General features: G+C 45.1%; 11 protein-coding genes and 1 pseudogene. 8 read left to right on the plus strand and 4 right to left on the minus strand.

The window, feature by feature from the left end:
* Positions 1-272 precede the first annotated feature (272 nt).
* The 5 genes and pseudogenes from AOX59_RS17200 to AOX59_RS17220 all read left to right on the plus strand — a co-directional run bounded on the left by AOX59_RS17200 (position 273) and on the right by AOX59_RS17220 (position 6,601).
* On the plus strand, positions 273-644 hold the full coding sequence (locus tag AOX59_RS17200) for a hypothetical protein (protein ID WP_068447370.1): 372 nt from the start codon (positions 273-275) through the stop codon (positions 642-644).
* Entirely contained in the window at positions 641-1,996 is a 1,356-nt protein-coding gene (locus AOX59_RS17205) for an aminotransferase (RefSeq protein ID WP_068447374.1), read from the plus strand. Before AOX59_RS17200 ends, AOX59_RS17205 begins: the two co-directional genes overlap by 4 nt.
* A 45-nt stretch (positions 1,997-2,041) precedes the next feature.
* The gene (locus AOX59_RS17210) at positions 2,042-2,977 is read left to right on the plus strand and encodes a selenium metabolism-associated LysR family transcriptional regulator (protein WP_068447375.1); all 936 of its coding nucleotides are present in this window, start codon (positions 2,042-2,044) and stop codon (positions 2,975-2,977) included.
* A 22-nt stretch (positions 2,978-2,999) separates the two neighbouring features.
* Positions 3,000-4,774: pseudogene (xsc, locus tag AOX59_RS17215) on the plus strand (sulfoacetaldehyde acetyltransferase).
* A gap of 339 nt (positions 4,775-5,113) precedes the next feature.
* Positions 5,114-6,601 (plus strand): APC family permease, encoded by a 1,488-nt coding sequence (locus AOX59_RS17220; RefSeq protein WP_068447377.1) that lies wholly within the window; start codon positions 5,114-5,116, stop codon positions 6,599-6,601.
* A gap of 92 nt (positions 6,602-6,693) precedes the next feature.
* Here AOX59_RS17220 and AOX59_RS17225 read toward each other — a convergent pair whose 3' ends face one another.
* Positions 6,694-7,581 (minus strand): fructose bisphosphate aldolase, encoded by an 888-nt coding sequence (locus tag AOX59_RS17225; protein WP_068447378.1) that lies wholly within the window; start codon positions 7,579-7,581, stop codon positions 6,694-6,696.
* A 225-nt stretch (positions 7,582-7,806) separates the two neighbouring features.
* A complete protein-coding gene (locus AOX59_RS17230) occupies positions 7,807-8,349 on the minus strand; it encodes an NADPH-dependent FMN reductase (RefSeq protein ID WP_068447379.1) in 543 nt (180 codons plus the stop codon).
* A gap of 204 nt (positions 8,350-8,553) precedes the next feature.
* On the opposite strand from AOX59_RS17230, the gene AOX59_RS17235 reads away from it, so the two are divergent.
* On the plus strand, positions 8,554-9,444 hold the full coding sequence (locus tag AOX59_RS17235; RefSeq protein WP_068447381.1) for a DMT family transporter: 891 nt from the start codon (positions 8,554-8,556) through the stop codon (positions 9,442-9,444).
* 48 nt (positions 9,445-9,492) lie between these two features.
* On the opposite strand, the gene AOX59_RS17240 is transcribed toward AOX59_RS17235, so the two are convergent.
* Positions 9,493-10,548: a YeiH family protein gene (locus AOX59_RS17240; protein ID WP_068447382.1), complete on the minus strand. Its 1,056-nt coding sequence runs from the start codon at positions 10,546-10,548 to the stop codon at positions 9,493-9,495.
* Between the two features lie 130 nt (positions 10,549-10,678).
* Between AOX59_RS17240 and AOX59_RS17245 the strand changes: the two genes are divergently transcribed.
* Positions 10,679-11,584: a LysR family transcriptional regulator gene (locus AOX59_RS17245; protein ID WP_068447383.1), complete on the plus strand. Its 906-nt coding sequence runs from the start codon at positions 10,679-10,681 to the stop codon at positions 11,582-11,584.
* Positions 11,585-11,779: 195 nt separating this feature from the next.
* Here the strand turns inward: AOX59_RS17245 and AOX59_RS17250 are convergent, their stop codons facing one another.
* On the minus strand, positions 11,780-12,580 hold the full coding sequence (locus AOX59_RS17250) for an IclR family transcriptional regulator (protein ID WP_068447386.1): 801 nt from the start codon (positions 12,578-12,580) through the stop codon (positions 11,780-11,782).
* Between the two features lie 294 nt (positions 12,581-12,874).
* Here AOX59_RS17250 and AOX59_RS17255 point away from each other — a divergent pair, with 294 nt between their 5' ends.
* Positions 12,875-14,341 carry an aldehyde dehydrogenase gene (locus AOX59_RS17255; RefSeq protein WP_068447389.1) on the plus strand — a complete coding sequence of 489 codons (1,467 nt, stop codon included), beginning with the start codon at positions 12,875-12,877 and terminating at the stop codon, positions 14,339-14,341.
* The last annotated feature ends 1 nt before the right edge of the window (position 14,342 follow it).

Here is a 14,342-nt window from a genome sequence, read left to right on the forward strand (position 1 = left end):
AATCATTATAATGCGTTATAAGATTTATTATCATTTAAAATAACAGAATTAACAAAAAATATTGAAATTCATATATGTCATCCCATATACTGTATATAAGCAAATTGAAATTGGTACGGACGTCCTTATGTATTTGCTCATTTTTTAAGAAGGATTGGAGGTATTAAGATGATTGTTGGTGTACCCAGAGAAGTCAAATATAAAGAAAAACGTGTGGCACTGACCCCCAACCGGTGTGAGCATGTTTACTGATGCCGGTCATGATGTCCTGATTGAAACGGTTGCTGGAAATGGAAGCGGTTTCGGCTGATGAATACGAAGCAGCGGGGGCTAAGATTCATCAGACAACAAACGAAGCATGGAGACATTATGCGGTGGCCAATATACCTAGTGCGGTTGCACGAACATCCACCATGTCCCTGACTAATAATACGAGTCAGTATGGGGTGTTATTGGCCAATAAAGGATTGGACAAAGCCGCAAAGGCGAATGCAGCTTTTGCAAAAGCTGTCAACACGCATGAAGGCGCTGTCAAAGATCAACCAGTTGCTGAAACCCACACGAGGCGCTCGAATCTGTTTTGGAAGGCAAGCCGGTCACGTCGTAATTTAAAATTAATGAATGAAAAGGGGGAGGAAAAATGAAGGCAGAAGCTGAAATGAATCAGACAGTAACCGGAAAAGAGTCACGACTGTGGAATGCCATGCATAAACACAACCCGGATGCCAAAGCGACAGTTGCTGTTTCCGGGGAGGGATCGTGGTTTACCGATGAAGAAGGCAATCAATATCTTGATGGTGTGTCCGGACTGTGGTGTCTGAATCTCGGGTACGGGAGACAAGAGATTGTTGATGCGGCAGCTGAACAGATGAAAAAGTTATCGTATTTCCCACTAACGATGAATCATCAGCCGGCGATTCAATTAGCTGATAAACTGAGCGAACTGCTCGAGGCTGACTATCAGACCTTTTTCTCTAACAGCGGTTCTGAGGCTAACGAAACAGCGTTTAAAATTGCCCGGCAATATCACATGCAAACAGGCAATCCGGGCAAGTATAAATTTATTTCGCGTTACCGTGCTTATCACGGTTCGACCATGGGGGCTATGAGTGCAACCGCCCAGGCTAACCGCCGGGTAAAATATGATCCGTCAGCCCCGGGTTTTCTGCATGTTGCACCGCCATACAGCTACCGTTCCCTATTTTCAGGCAGTGCGGAAGAAAAAGATTTGCGTGCAGCCGATGAGATGGAGGAAATGATCAAGTGGGAAGGCGAAGAAACAGTCGCGGCGGTCATTATGGAGCCGTTCATATCAGGCGGTGGCGTAATTATCCCATCCATGAAATATATTCAGCGTGTTGCTGACATTTGTGAGAAATACAATGTGCTGCTGATTATGGATGAAGTGGTGTCAGGTTTTGGGCGGACCGGCAAGATGTTCGGTTTCAAACATACAGCCGGCGTACAGCCTGACATTGTCACGATGGCAAAAGGGCTGACAAGCGGCTACTTGCCACTTGGGGCCACATCGGTTAAAGCCGAAATCTATGAGGCATTTAAACAGGAAGGAAAGGACAATCACCTGCGTCATGTTTCAACGTACGGCGGCCATCCGGCAGCTTGTGCGGTCGGATTGAAGAATATTGAAATCATTGAGAAGGAAAAAATCGTGGACCGGGTGAATGAACTCGGTAATTCTAAACTGATAGAATTGCATGATCTGATGAATCACAAGCATGTAGGAGAAGTACGTCAGGCCGGCTTTTTGCTGGGTTTGGAAATGGTTAATGATAAGACGACAAAAGAACCGTTATCAGAAGCCAAAATGGGCGAAATTGTCGGAGCGTGCAAACAAAAAGGGCTCGTAATCGGCAAGAATGGCGATACTGTGCCGGGCGGCAACAATATTTTGATTATTGCTCCGCCGTTAACAAGCTCTGAAGAAGATTTGAATTTTATCATTGAGACAGTCAGCTCCGTCATGCACAGCATGTGAGTTTTGACGGCTGTGGCAATTTCACCGGATGGGCAGGTTATATACATGAATTATGAACGCTTAAAAACCTTTATCGCTGTGGCTGAAAAGAACAGTTTTTCGGAAGCTGCCAAAATGTTATTTGTGACACAGCCGACAATCACATCGCAAATTAAATCGTTGGAAGAAGAATTGGGGACAAAACTTTTTGAACGAACAACGAAGAAAGTTGAGATCACCCAATCGGCGAAAATTTTGCTGAAATATGCACGAGAAATTGTGCAGATGAATGATTATGCCCGTAAAGAGATTATGGAAATGGAAAGCATGACGTACGGTGAACTGGGTATGGGGTGCAGCTTAACGATCGGGGAATATATTTTGCCGGAGTTTCTCAAACAGTTTAAAGAGGACTATCCACTGATTCAAATTCAGGTAAAAATCGCAAACTCCCATCAGGTGATCAATTTGCTCAAGGACCAATTGATTGATGTGGGACTGATTGAAACACCAATAGAGGACAGCCAAATCAATCTGGAACCATTTCTGGAAGACGAAATTGTTTTAATTGCTGCACCCGATTACTTCACGGGTGATGATGTGCATATCAGCATGGAGAAAGTCAGGCAGTCGCCGCTGATTTTCCGGGAAGAGGGCTCGGGGACACGGTCAGCCGTCAATCATTATATGAAAAAAGCGGGACTGTCAAATGATGATTTGCAAATTCTTATGGAACTGGGAAGTACCGAGGCGATTAAAGCAGTGGTTGAATCAGGTCTGGGCGTCTCATTTATTTCGAAAAATGCTATTAAAAAAGAACAGAAATTGGGGTTGTTAAAAGCCTACTCGATAACAGACATGGCATTAAAACGGCATTTTTACATTGCCCACCGGAAAGACCACGTCCTGAAATCGTCAACTGAGTTGTTTTTGGAAACATTGCAGACGATTGTTAAGAAAAAAGAGACATCTGTGTCTGAACAGCCAGCAGGGAACCACTAATTTTTAAGGAGGACTTTAGATTATGGTCAAACAAACAGAAGAAATGAAGCAGGCAGTCAATCAGAAACAGAAAATGACGCCAAGTGAAGCGATTGTCGAGACGCTTGTGGCGGAAAATATTAAGGAAGTTTACGGGATTGTGGGCTCGGCGTTTATGGATATGCTTGATTTATTCCCGGCAGCGGGCATCCGCTTTATTCCGGTGCGCCATGAACAGAGCGCCGGCCATATGGCAGACGCTTATGAACGCGTTTCCGGTACGGCAGGTGTCATCGTCGGGCAAAATGGACCGGGGATTACGAACATGGTGACATCTGTTGCGGCGGCGAATCAGGCGCACAGTCCGTTGGTGGTTATTTCGCCGTCAGCCGGGACGAACGCGATCGGTCTGGACGGTTTCCAGGAAGCCAATCAAGTATCGATTTTCAAAGATATTACAAAAGAGACGGTCCAGGTGACAAATAAAAACCGGGTTGCCGATAAACTCCGGACAGCTTTCCGGATCGCTTATGCCGAACGCGGACCGGTTCTGTTCGATATCCCGCGTGATTTGTTTTACGGCGAAGTGGAAGATTATATTCTTGAGCCGCATCAGTACCGTGCCGATAAACGCGGTGTCGGTGATCCGCATCGATAGAGCGTGCTGTGGAACTGTTGAAGAACGCCAAAAATCCGGCGATCATCTCCGGCCGCGGCTCAGTTGACGCGGATGGTGTCGACTCCGTTGTGAAAATCGCTGAACATCTGACAGCTCCCGGCGCAACGGCGTATATGCATAATGACGCATTTCCGGCTGATCATCCGCTTGCGGTTGGGCCTATCGGCTATATGGGAGCCAAATCAGCTATGTATTCGCTGCAGGAAGCCGATGTCGTCCTGGCAATTGGTACACGGCTGTCACAGTTCGGGACGCTGCCGTGCTATGATATCGACTATTTCCCTGAGGATGCCAACATTATTCAAATCGATATCAACCCGCGCCAGGTCGGGCGGACGCACCCGGTTGAAGTGGGTATCATCGGTGATGCAAAAGCAGCCAGTGATGAGATTCACCGCCAGCTGACATCGGCCATGCCATCACCTGAAAAGGATAATGAACGGATTCAAGCTATAAGCAAACGCAAAGAAGCGTGGGATCAGGAACTCGTGGATTCAGCCATGGAAGACGGCAATCCAATTAACCCTAGACGTGCTTTATTGGAAATGAGCAAAGCCATGCCGGAAAATGCGATTGTGTCATCCGATATCGGTAACGTGTCATCGACAGCGAATGCCTATTTGAAGTTTAACCAGACCCGCCGTCACATTGCGGCGCTGACATTCGGAAATACCGGTTTTGCCTATCCGGCGGCTCTCGGTGCACAGCTTGCGGAACCGGATGCACCTGTATTTGCGATTGTCGGCGACGGTGCATGGGGCATGAGTCTGCATGAAGTGAGTACGGCGGTTGAACAGAATATCCCGGTCATTGCCTGTGTGTTTAACAACAAAGCCTGGGCCGCCGAGAAAAAGAATCAGGTCGATTACTATGATGACCGTTATGTCGGATCCAATATTGACGCGCCGGAATTTGCGGAAGTAGCGAAATCAATGGGAGCGCTTGGCTATACGATCGATCAACCGGAAGATATTGTTCCGGCGATTGAAGAGGTGTTGAAAAAGCGCAAGCCTGCTGTATTGAATATTTATGTCGACGGCACGCAGCTGGCACCGCCATTCCGTAAAGATGCCTTGAAGATGCCGACGCGTTTCTTGGATAAGTATAAGCATTTGGATTATGAGGTTTGGGGTGAATAAAAACGAAAGGGAGCTCTTTGTCCAATTTTGGACAGAGAGCTTTTTCATCGAAAAAACACTTTTCCTTACAGTTCAGCAACAATTCATATAAAAGTTGTTAATAAGGATTATTCTAATTTTTGATTATAGAAAATTCACATAATTATTGTTAAATCGTTTTGTTCCATTTATCATGTAAGAAAGCAATAATGACATTACTGGAAAATGTAAGCGATAACATGAATGGAGGTGAAAAAGCTTAATGGAATATAACAGATGCTGACAATTTTATTGGAAATCAAATAGGCAGTGCGTTCAGTCACAATAATTTCGAGTATTATCTATAGGAGGATTCCAAGTATGAAAGAAAGACAAAAGCTGGAAAGGACGCTGAAACCACATTGGGTTTGGGCGATTGCGCTTGGATCGGCTATCGGGTGGGGTGCGTTTGTACAACCCTCAGTCTGGATGAGTGGCTCAGGGCCGCTGGGAGCGATTATCGGGTTCGGAATTGGTGCTGCATTGATGATGGTCATTGCGGTCAGCTATGGCTTTCTTATTGAAAAATTCCCGGTTTCGGGCGGTGAATTTGCTTATGCCTTCCTGGGATTCGATCGCAATCATGCCTATGTGGCAGGATGGTTTTTAGTTTTAGGTTATATGTGTATTGTAGCATTGAATGCATCGGCATTAGCGCTCATGATCAGGTATGTTTTTCCTGCGGTGGCTGAGCAAGGCTTTATGTACAGTTTGGCAGGATGGGATGTTTACTTTGTGGAAGTGTTAATTGCCAGTGCTGCTTTAATTTTGTTTGCCTATATGAATATACGCGGGGCAACATTGTCGGGAAGATTACAATTTATATTCGTGATATTTATGATCTGTGGTATATTATTTATGGGAGCAGGCGCTATCCTCAATCCTGTCACGTCATTTGAAAATCTGCAGCCGGTGTTTAACCCGGAAGTATCCGCTATCTCAAGCATCATTCTTATTGTTGCGATAGCGCCATGGGCATTTGTCGGGTTTGACAATATACCGCAGGCAGCAGAAGAATTTAAATTCTCTCCCAAAAAAGCATTCATGCTGATTTTTTTTTCACTCTTATGTGCAGGGCTATTATACATGATCATGATCACTGCAACAGCATTGTACATGCCGTGGGAGCAGCTGACCAGTTCACAGCCGCAATGGGGCACAGGAGATGCTATGTCTGGGCTGTTCGGAAATATCGGCATTATCATACTGGCACTCGCTTTATCGATGGGGGTATTTACCGGATTAAATGGGTTTTTTGTATCTAGCAGCCGGCTGTTATTTGCAATGGGTCGTGCCCAGATCATACCGCACGTATTTACAAAGCTGCATCCGAAATTTAATACACCTTATGCCGGAATCATTTTTACTTGCGCGGTTTGTTTATTATCGCCATGGTTTGGACGTCAGGTACTGACATGGATTGTGGATATGTCCTCAGTTGGCGTTACGATTGCTTACATTTACACATGCGTCGTTGCGTTTAAACTGTTCAAATGGTCGGATAAATCCATGGCTAATCATAAGAACAAACATATGCCTTCTGTAACAGCGCCTTTCAAGAAAAGTTTAAGCATTGCAGGTGCGTTGATTGGATTTGTGTTTTTAAGCTTATTACTGATTCCTAACTCACCCGCGTTCATGGGAATCCATTCATTAATAGCGTTGTTAATATGGATAGGTCTTGGTATTATATTCTATCTTATTAAAGGACCGGAATTCAGAAAAATACCGAGAGAACGGCTTGAATATCTTATTCTTGGCAAAGAACCGGAGGATGACGCTGAGAGGAATGGAGAGTTTACTGGTTGAAGAAATAATTCTCTCGATATGAATAGGAGTATCCAAAAAATTCCCGGTGCAATTTTTCGCACCGGGAATTTTTTATGTCATACTCAATAAGCTCACGTAATCGAAGCATCATAAATTGATTTAACAGCTTTTTCAAGTTCGTTGTTGAATTCCTCATCTGACTGGTTGACGTTCAAGTCTTGTGTCAGCGCACGTGAAAAGCTTGCGATCAGATCATTGTTTTCTTTAAGTTTTTCGTTCGCTTCTTCTGTTTCGTAACCGCCGGAAAGGGCGACGACGCGAACGACATTTGGATGCTCAATCAGTTCTTTGTATAGATTCGGAACGGTTGGGATTGTCAATTTCAGCATGACATGGTCGTCTTTGTTCAGTTGATCGAGATGGGCTTGAATTTCTGCCTTCAGCAATTCCTCAGACTTTTCTTTTTCCGGGCTGTTGATGTCAACTTCCGGCTCAATGATTGGGACCAGGCCGGCGTCGATGATTTTTTGGCCAAGTTCGAATTGCTGTTCAACTACGGCTTTGATGCCTTCAGGGTTGGCTTTCTTGATGACAGAGCGCATTTTGGTTCCGAAAATATGGCGCTCGTTTGCACGATTAAGCGTGTCATCGATATCATCAATCGGCTTCATCTTTTGAACGCCGTTTGATTCATCAGCAAGGCCTTTGTCCACTTTCAAGAATGGCACAACGCCTTTCTTTTCGGCTAGATAATCACCTGTGTACATGCCTTCGATTTCAGAGTCCATGGTTTGTTCAAAAAGAATCGCACCAATGATTTTGCTGTTATCGAATGCGGGTGCGGTAATGATTCGTGACCGCATTTTATGCACGAGGTCAAACATTTCGTCTTCGCCTGAATATTGATCTTCAGTTACACCGTATAGAGCAAGCGCTTTTGGTGTGCTGCCACCGCTCTGGTCCAGTGCTGCTATGAATCCATCGTTGTTTTTCATTTGTTCAAAGTGTTTTTGATTCATAATTCCACTCCTTTATCAAGATTAATCACCTTATTTAATTTAAGGCAACATATGTATTTTGGCAATCTAAATTGCTTTCTTTTTATTATACCACGAATTGCGAAAAGGTTATAGTCAGTTTTCCTTGTGAATCTTCAGCCATTCATACGTTTACCCGGTGATGTGATTTTTATAACTGAGGGTGTTGGTTCATTTCGTGTATGGCGGTCTTTAGCATCAGTTGTCTTATCCACTTACCATCTCATGAAAATTATTAACAGCGCGGTCAACCGCGTCCTGTGTCGCTTCGTCCGTCAGTTTTCCGTTTTCATCAAATTTTTCATGTGCCTGGGTAATCAGCACTTCGCTTTTGGCTGGCTCCAGCACGCGTGCGGACAGACCGGGTGCGCTCAGAATTCTGCGCAGGTCCATCTGAGCGCGGATTGTTCCCATCAGACTGATTGAGGCACCGACAATCATGACAGGTTTGCCAATCATCGGTCGTTCACCGCGTGACAGCCAGTCGAGACTGTTTTTGAGGACGCCCGGCACCGACCAGTTATACTCAGGTGTTGAAATCAGAACAGCGTCATAGTCGGCAATCTGATTTTTAAACGTTTTGACAATCTCGGGCGGATCCAATTCTTCCGCTTGATTAAAAAGCGGCAGTTTATCAATTTTGATGATGTCCAAATCGAACTTACCATTGAAACGTTCTTTAATATTTTCCAGCAGCATGTTGTTGTACGAGTCCTCCCGAATGCTGCCGGCGATTGCTGCAACTTTCATTATGTAACCCCACCTTTTCATCAGATTAATGTATGGAAATTAGTGCATTATCCAAATTCAGATTATCACATATTTGGAGGAAATTAAAAAAAGTTGGATTAAAATGAGACAACAATCGCGTCCCCTGAGCCCGTCTCTTGTCCCGCTTCCCGTTTTGTATTAATATAGATAGGGTGTTTGTTAATAGTAATTGGAGGAACTGTTATGTCTAATCGTAATAAGGGCATTCTGTTGTTATTGGTTTCTGCATTGGGTTTTTCGCTGATGGGGGCTTTTGTCAAGCTTTCAGGTGATTTGCCGACGATGCAGAAAGCTTTTTTCCGCAACATTATTGCGGCTGCCATAACATTTGGATTTGTCCTTTATCATAAAGAGCGGCTATTCGGTAAAAAAGAGAATCAGAAGCTGCTGCTGTCGCGCTCGGCACTCGGGGCGGTCGGGATCATTGCGAATTTTTACGCAATCGATCATCTGGTGTTATCCGATGCTGAGATGCTGAACAAGCTCAGTCCGTTTATTCTCATTATTTTTTGTGCGATATTCCTGAAAGAAAAGGTGCTGCCGTTTCAAGTTGGCGCTATTGTTGTGGCATTTGCCGGTGCGTTGCTCATCATTCAGCCGCAATTTTCCGTTGATATTGTCCCTTATATCATCGGGGTGGTTGGAGCGATTTTTGCAGCTGGTGCTTACACGCTTCTTCGCGTTTTGGGGAATAAGGAAAAATATTATACGGTCGTCTTTTATTTTTCGTTTTTCACAACAATCGTACTTCTGCCGTTTACGATTGTCATGTATGAACCAATGACGCTGCAGCAATGGATTTTGCTGCTTCTGGCGGGGGCGTGTGCGACGGTTGGTCAGTTTGGCATCACGCTTGCTTATAAATTTGCGCCGGCTAGTGAGATTTCGATTTTCTTTTATTCGACAGTTGTCTACTCAGCGCTGTTGAGCATCATTCTGTTCGGCCAGATTCCGACGCTGCTCAGTGTGATAGGTTACGTCGTCATATTCGGCGCGTCATTCTATATGTTCATGAAAAATAGGAACATGGATAAACTGGAAGAGGCCGAGGAAAAACAATTGAAATCATCGTAATAAAGGAAAAAGCCCTGACAGGCGTCTTGCCATGTCAGGGCTGATTTTTTAAACGATGAAAAATGCAACAAATGAAAGAAGGACAGAGGTTATGATCATCGCCAAGAGCGGTCTGACGGCTTTCGTCCTTAAGTCACTGAAGCTGACACTGAGGCCAAGGCCGACCATGGCGGCTGTTAATAACCACGTTGTCACTGAATAAATCCCTTCCAATGTTCCCTCGGAAACCGGAATCGAATGTCCCAGGACATACGTGCCGAAAATGCTGAGTGCGATAAATCCGAGCAAAAACCATGGGAAAGCTATCTTGGCAGTTGACTCATCCGATCCTTTGTTTTTACTTTTCATGAATAAAATGAGGATAAAACACAACGGAATCAGCAAAAATACACGACCCAGTTTCGCCAGCAGTGCCATTGCGAGCGGATCATCGCCTGCCGGTTCAGCTGCCAGTGCCACGTGCGCGAGTTCATGCAAACTGATTCCTGACCAGATGCCATAATCGATTGGAGAGATCGGCAGCACCGGACGCAATAATATATAGATGATTGAAAACACTGTTCCCATTAAAGCGATAATGCCGACACCGATTGCGGTATCTTCATCCTTTGATTTGATAATCGGTGCAACCGCTGCAATGGCAGCTGCCCCGCACACCCCTGTTCCAACACCAAGAAGCAGGGATATGGACTTATCGGCTTTAAACACTTTTGCCAGCCAAACCATCACCAGAATTGCAAATAATATAACGAATGCATCGCGCAATAGAAGTCCCAAACCATCACTAAGTACAACATTAATATTCAATCGGAGTCCATATAATATAATAGCTAAGCGCAGTAGTTTTTTGGCAGAAAACGTCACACCGGCTCTGATTGCTTCCGGATAGCCGAAAATCTGCCGGTAAGTAATCGCGATGATAATCGCACAGGCTAATTGTCCAACATACGAAAAGCCCGGCACTAGCGCGAGCAAGTAGCCTAAGAGCGCGATAAAAAATGTGAAGGCAACGCCGAAAGTCCAATTTTTTTGCTGTTCAAATCGCTTCTCGGTGTCATTTGACTGAACCTGTTCGGCATGTTGCGTCCAATTTTCGCCAGTCATGCAGCAACACCTCCTACTTATAGAATAAGGGAAGCTTGATGATAAGAAAAATAAATTATTGTAATGATGATGATAAGAAAACGTGATAGTATGACAAGTAAGAATCAATTGAGATGGGACGGTGATACAAATGGATCAGCACTTACAAGTGTTTGTTGCTGTAGCTGAGAAGCGAAATTTTTCAAGGGCGGCGGAAGAACTGCATATGACGCAGCCTTCTGTCAGTCAGTATATCCGAATGCTTGAAGAAAAATTCGGGACTAAACTCCTGGAGCGAACCAATAAATATGTGCGGCTGAACAAAGCAGGCGAAATTGTTTATCACCATGCCAAGGAAATTTTGGGGTTGTACACTAAAACCCAAACACTGATCGATGACTTGATGAATCAAGCGAAAGGACCGCTTTCAATTGGCGCGAGCTATACGTTTGGCGAATACGTTCTGCCCCGGATTCTGGCAAAGTTGCATAAGACCTACCCGGATCTCGAGCCCGCTCTGACCATTGGCAATACGGCGAAAATCGCACATTTAGTTACAAGCCATCAGCTGGATATCGGTATCGTTGAAGGCAATTTCAAAGACAAGCAGCTGTATGTTGAGGACTTTGCTGAAGATTATATGGTTGTCGTGGCATCACCGGATCATGAATTTGTCCGGCGTGATGGTTATATCGCTACCCGTGAGCTGGAGGAGGAAATGTGGATTGTGCGTGAGTTGGGCTCAGGCACAAGGGAAGCAACGGAAAAAATGTTTGAAGAAATTGGCATCTCCCCCGAGAGAAAAATCAATGTCGGCAGTACGCAATCCATTAAAGAAGTTGTGGAAGAAGGCCTTGGCATTAGTCTGTTATCGCAATGGGCAGTGCAGAAAGAACTGAAGAATGGCGACCTGAAAATTATTAAAGTGAAAGGCCTGCCATTCTCACGGCAATTCTCAATCATTACGCAAACACCATTTCAGACAAAGTCACTGGAAGTGTTTAAGAATTTATTGTATAAAGAAAGACTGTCTGTAGGCGGGGCGGAGGTGGAATGATCAGGGGAGGGAGTACCGCGCGAAATAATGGAGGCGCCACGCGAAATCGGGGCGTCACCGCGCGAAATTACAGCAGAACTGCGCGAAAAATCGCCAAGACTGCGCGAAATCAGGGCATCACCGCGCGAAATCACCGCGTTCCATGCAATAGCAGCCCGACTGGCCTTGGATGATGAGAGTCCTCCCATTACGCCCTTATACCCTCATTCGCCTAAAATACCGCTCATCATACCCCATACGCTCAGATGCATCTTTTCCGGCTGCCATGACTTTTTTGGCGATGCCGGGGATTTTGTTATTCGTCATGCGCTGGAGGGGGCCGACAACGGTGATGGCGCTAACGACTTTTCCGGTGTGGTCATGGATTGGAGCAGCCACTGATTTGATGCCTTCCCGCAGTTCTTCTGTGCTGATGGCGTAGCCTTTCTCGCGGATGGAGGCCAAGTGTTCACGCAATTCGTCCGGATCTGTCACGCTATTTTCAGTGTGAGCTTCCAAGCCCTCACTGATCACTTTTTCCACTGCGTTCTTCTCATCATAAGCCAGCAGCACTTTCCCCGAACTTGTGCAATAAGAAGGATTTCGCCGGCCGATGTGGGTCAGAATGCGCACCGGATGATTGCATTCCTCTTTATGGATATAAATGGTATCCAGGCCGTCCATGATGGCTAAATGCGATGTTTCACCGGTGTCGTTGACCAATTTGGACAGCACCGGGCCTGCTTCTTTATAAATTTCCAGATTGTTCGTTAAGACGCCTCCGAGTGTCAGCACCGAAAGCCCCAGCGAGTATTCACCGTTTTTATCATTTTTGACGACAAATCCTTCGCTTGCAAGTGTTGCCAATAATCGGCTGATCGTACTTTTGGCAAGGCCTAGCGATTCAGCTAGTTCACTCACCTTTTTTGATGTATCAAATGTGGAAAAACTTTTCAAAATACGCAATGCGTTTTGAACCGATGATAAAAGTTGCGGTTCGCTTTTCTTTTTTGCCATATTTGCCACCTCATTCATTCTGCGTTCCCTATAAAGGAATGATTTTAATTTAAGTCTAGCAGAGAAATCATTATAAATACAGGATTCGAAAACGCTTACTAATAGTTATCCAAATATTTATATTAAAAATTTCAATTATGTTCCGCATAGAAGAACTTGGAGGTTTTACAAATTCCAACCCGGCGGTACAATAAAGTTAACCCTTTGGATATATCCACATCCGGAGGTTAAAAGACTAGCCAGCAGAAGTAATATTGGAAAATCATATAAATATCCTTTAGGAGGTTATCGATTATGCCATCTACTGAAGTGAAAAAAGACAGAGTAGGAATTGACTGTGTCCATTACATTAATGGTGAATATGTGCACTCGAAAAGCGGTGAAACATTTGAAAACCCGAATCCGGCGACAGAAGAGATTTTAGGTACTGTTGCGGTTGGCGGAAAAGAAGAGGTTGATGAAGCGGTTAGCGTGGCCCGAAAAGCGTTGAAAGGTGAATGGGCGGATATGCCGTCACGGAAACGGTCGAACGTTATCCGCAAGATTGGTGATCTGATTCTGGAAAGACATGAGGAATTGGCAACATTGGAATCCCTTGATACCGGTAAACCGCTATGGTTATCCAAAAGCGTTGATATCGACCGGGCAGCCAACAACTTCCATTTCTTTGCGGACTACTTGACAACTGTCGGCACTGAAACGTACCAGCAGGATGATAAAGCGATTCACTATGCGGTGCGCAAACCAACAGGTGTTGTGGGCTTGATTAATCCATGGAACCTGCCGTTGTTCTTGTTGACATGGAAGCTCGCTCCGGCGCTTGCGGCAGGTAATACGGTTGTTATGAAGCCTTCTGAAGTGACACCAATGACAGCGACGGTATTAACTGAAATCTGTAAGGAAGCAGGCGTGCCTGATGGTGTGGTTAATACGGTGCATGGTTTCGGGGAAACAGGTGCGGCCATTTCGTCACATGAAGATGTTGATGGGATTGCGTTCACTGGTGAAACGGTAACTGGTACAGCGATTATGAAAGCTGCTGCCCCAACGCTGAAAAAACTGTCATTCGAACTCGGTGGCAAGAACCCGAACATTATTTTCGCGGATGCCGATTTGGACGACACCATTGAAACAACGATAAAATCCAGTTTTATTAACCAGGGCGAAGTTTGCCTCTGCGGTTCACGGATTTATGTGGAACGGCCTATCTATGATGAATTTGTCGAACGCCTGACTGCCAAAACGAAAGAGATGAAAGTCGGCGATCCGTTCGAAGCGGATACAAATGTCGGTGCCATGGTCAGTGAAGAGCATTATAACAAAGTGCTCAGCTACCTGGATATTGCCAAAGAAGAAGGCGGAACGTTCGAGATCGGCGGTAAAGCTGCAGAAGGCTTTGACAAAGGCTATTATATTGAACCAACCATCATCACCGGTCTCGGCAAAGATTCACGCTGTGTACAGGAAGAAATATTCGGTCCTGTTGTGAACATTGTACCGTTTGATACAGAAGAAGAAGTATTGGAGCAGGTGAACGATACCCATTACGGCTTGAGTGCCAGCCTGTGGACGACTGACTTCAAACGTGCCCATCGTGTGGCAGGAAAAATTGAAACAGGCATGGTTTGGATCAACACATGGTTCCTGCGTGACTTGCGTACACCATTCGGCGGCACGAAGCACTCCGGTATTGGCCGTGAAGGTGGCATGCATAGCTTTGAATTCTATTCAGAATTAACCAATATAACGATTAAACTTTAGG

Origin of the sequence: Lentibacillus amyloliquefaciens (genome assembly GCF_001307805.1) — a bacterium.
Lineage (GTDB): Bacteria > Bacillota > Bacilli > Bacillales > Amphibacillaceae > Lentibacillus > Lentibacillus amyloliquefaciens.